The 2,292-nt window shown below is 68.5% G+C and carries 1 protein-coding gene; it reads left to right on the forward strand.

Features of this window, described 5'->3' with window-relative positions:
• The first annotated feature begins 59 nt into the window (after positions 1–59).
• On the forward strand, positions 60–2,231 hold the full coding sequence (locus LzC2_RS21170; RefSeq protein ID WP_171190007.1) for a site-2 protease family protein: 2,172 nt from the start codon (positions 60–62) through the stop codon (positions 2,229–2,231).
• Positions 2,232–2,292 lie beyond the last annotated feature (61 nt).

Raw genomic sequence — 2,292 nt, forward strand, 5'->3', positions numbered from 1 at the left:
CCCCCGGTCCGTTACGACCGGCCCCCTCCCCGCGGCGGCGCCCACGGACCGGACCGATCGTGACGGACACCCTGTTCCCCCTCGCCGCGACCGCGTCGCCGTTCGCCGACGCGATCCCGCCGCTGGCGTTCTCGCTCAGCGAGCTGGTCGCCAAGTCGCTCAGCCTGTTGTGGGTCGCCCTGGGATTGGGGCTCGTCATCTTCTTCCACGAACTGGGGCACTTCGCGGTCGCCAAATGGTGCGGCGTGAAGGTGGAGCGATTCAGCATCGGCTTCGGCCCGGTGCTGTTGTCGAAGACCCGCGGCGAGACGGAGTACGCCCTCTCCGCGTTCCCGCTGGGCGGGTACGTCAAAATGCTGGGCCAGGACGACATCGACCCGTCCCAGCTGACCAGCGACGAGATCGCCGAAGATCCCCGCAGCTACAGCGCTAAGCCGGTCTGGCAGCGGATGGCGATCATCAGCGCCGGGGTGATCATGAACCTCCTCACCGCGGTGCTGTTCTTCGCGATCGCGCTGTGGATGGGACTGTACGCCTCGCCGTCGATCATCGGCCGGGTGACGACCGGCGGGCCGGCGTGGACCGCGGGCGTGGAGAGCGGCGACAAACTGACGCGGGTCAACGACAGCAGCGTCCGGACCTTCACGGACCTCGGGCTGGCCACCGCGCTGTCCCGGGGCGACACGTTGCCGATGTCCGGCTATCGGGCGGACGGCACGCGTTTGGAGGTCGAACTGATCCCGGACGACTCCGGCACCCGCCGCACCGCCGGCCTCGCTCCGACGCTCGGGCTGACGATGGGGGCGGTCTCCAAGGACGACGCCTCCGTGGTCGGCGTCGGCACCCCGGCTGAGGCCGTCGGCGACAAGCTCCAGACCGGCGACGTGCTGATCGCCGCCCGCGTCCTCCCCGAGCAAAGCGACGCGGACGCGGAACCGGACGCCGACGCCGATCTCGACGCCGACGCGGCTCTCCCGACGAACCCCATGCCGTTGGAGCAGTTTAAGGACTACCTCAACGTCGTCGGTCCGTACGTCGATCGGCCGATCGAGTTCACCGTGCGGCGGCCGAACGCCGACGACCCCGACGCCGACCCCGAAGAGTTCACCGTGACGGTCGGTCCGATGGCCGTCCGCACGTTCGGTCTGCGGGTCACCGCTCAGCCGATCGCTGCGATTCAAGCCGGTTCCCCCGCCGAAGCCGCCGGTCTGCGGGTCGGCGACGAACTGCTCAAGGTGGACGGACGGGAGATCGGCCCAGAGATCGACCCGCTGCGATTGCCGAACCTCCTCTTCGAGCGGGCCGGCGAGCCGGTGGAGATCGAGATTGTGCGAACCGGCGAGGGCGGCGGGCCGCAGGTCGTGCCGCTGACGATCATCCCCGAGGCGAAGCCCGGCTGGGTCTCCCGCCCCTCCAGCGGTTCCGAGCCATTGGACGTGCCGGCGCTGGGCGTCGCGTTCTTCCTGAACCCCGTGCTGACCGACGTCACCCCGGACGGCCCCGCCGCCGAGGCGGGCCTGAAGGCCAACGACAAGATCGTCTCCGCGACCTTCACCGCTCCGAAGGCGACCGGCGAGGCGAAGCCGGCCCATGAGCCGATCAAAATCCCCTTCGAGAACGCGGACTCCAAAGCTTGGAACCCGTTCGCCTACGTCTTCACCCTCGCCCAGGAACTGCCGACCGACACGATTCAACTGACCGTCGAACGCGCGGGCGAACCGAAGCCGATCACCGTCACGTTGAAGCCGACGCCCGCGGACGATTGGTTCTTCCCGACCCGCGGGTTCCGCCTGCAGTTGGATCAGATCGAGCGCAAAAGCGACTCCGCCGCCGACGCCCTCGGCGACGGCCTCAAGGAGACGCGGACGGTCGTCGAGCAGATGTACCTGACGCTCGGCAGCCTGCTGACCGGCCGACTGAGCATCAAAAACCTCCGCGGCCCGCCGGGGATCATCTCCGAGGGGATGCGGATCGCCGACAACGGCCCCGCCCAGTTCCTGGCGTTCCTGGGCTTCCTCAGCGTGAACCTGGCCGTGCTGAACTTCCTGCCGATCCCCGTGCTGGACGGCGGCCACATGGTTTGGCTGATCTGGGAAGCGGTCACCCGCAAGAAGCCCAGCGAGAACCTCGTGATCGGCGCCGCCTACATCGGGCTGGCGATGATCGTGCTGTTGATGCTGACGGTGATCTACCTCGACATCTTCGAGCACAACGTCTTCGGCTGGGGCTGACGGTCGTGGAATGCGACCGCCGTCTCCCCTCGCCTCCTTTTGGGGGAGAGGGGTCGGGGGT

Source organism: Alienimonas chondri (assembly GCF_013036045.1).
GTDB classification, from domain to species: Bacteria; Planctomycetota; Planctomycetia; order Planctomycetales; family Planctomycetaceae; genus Alienimonas; species Alienimonas chondri.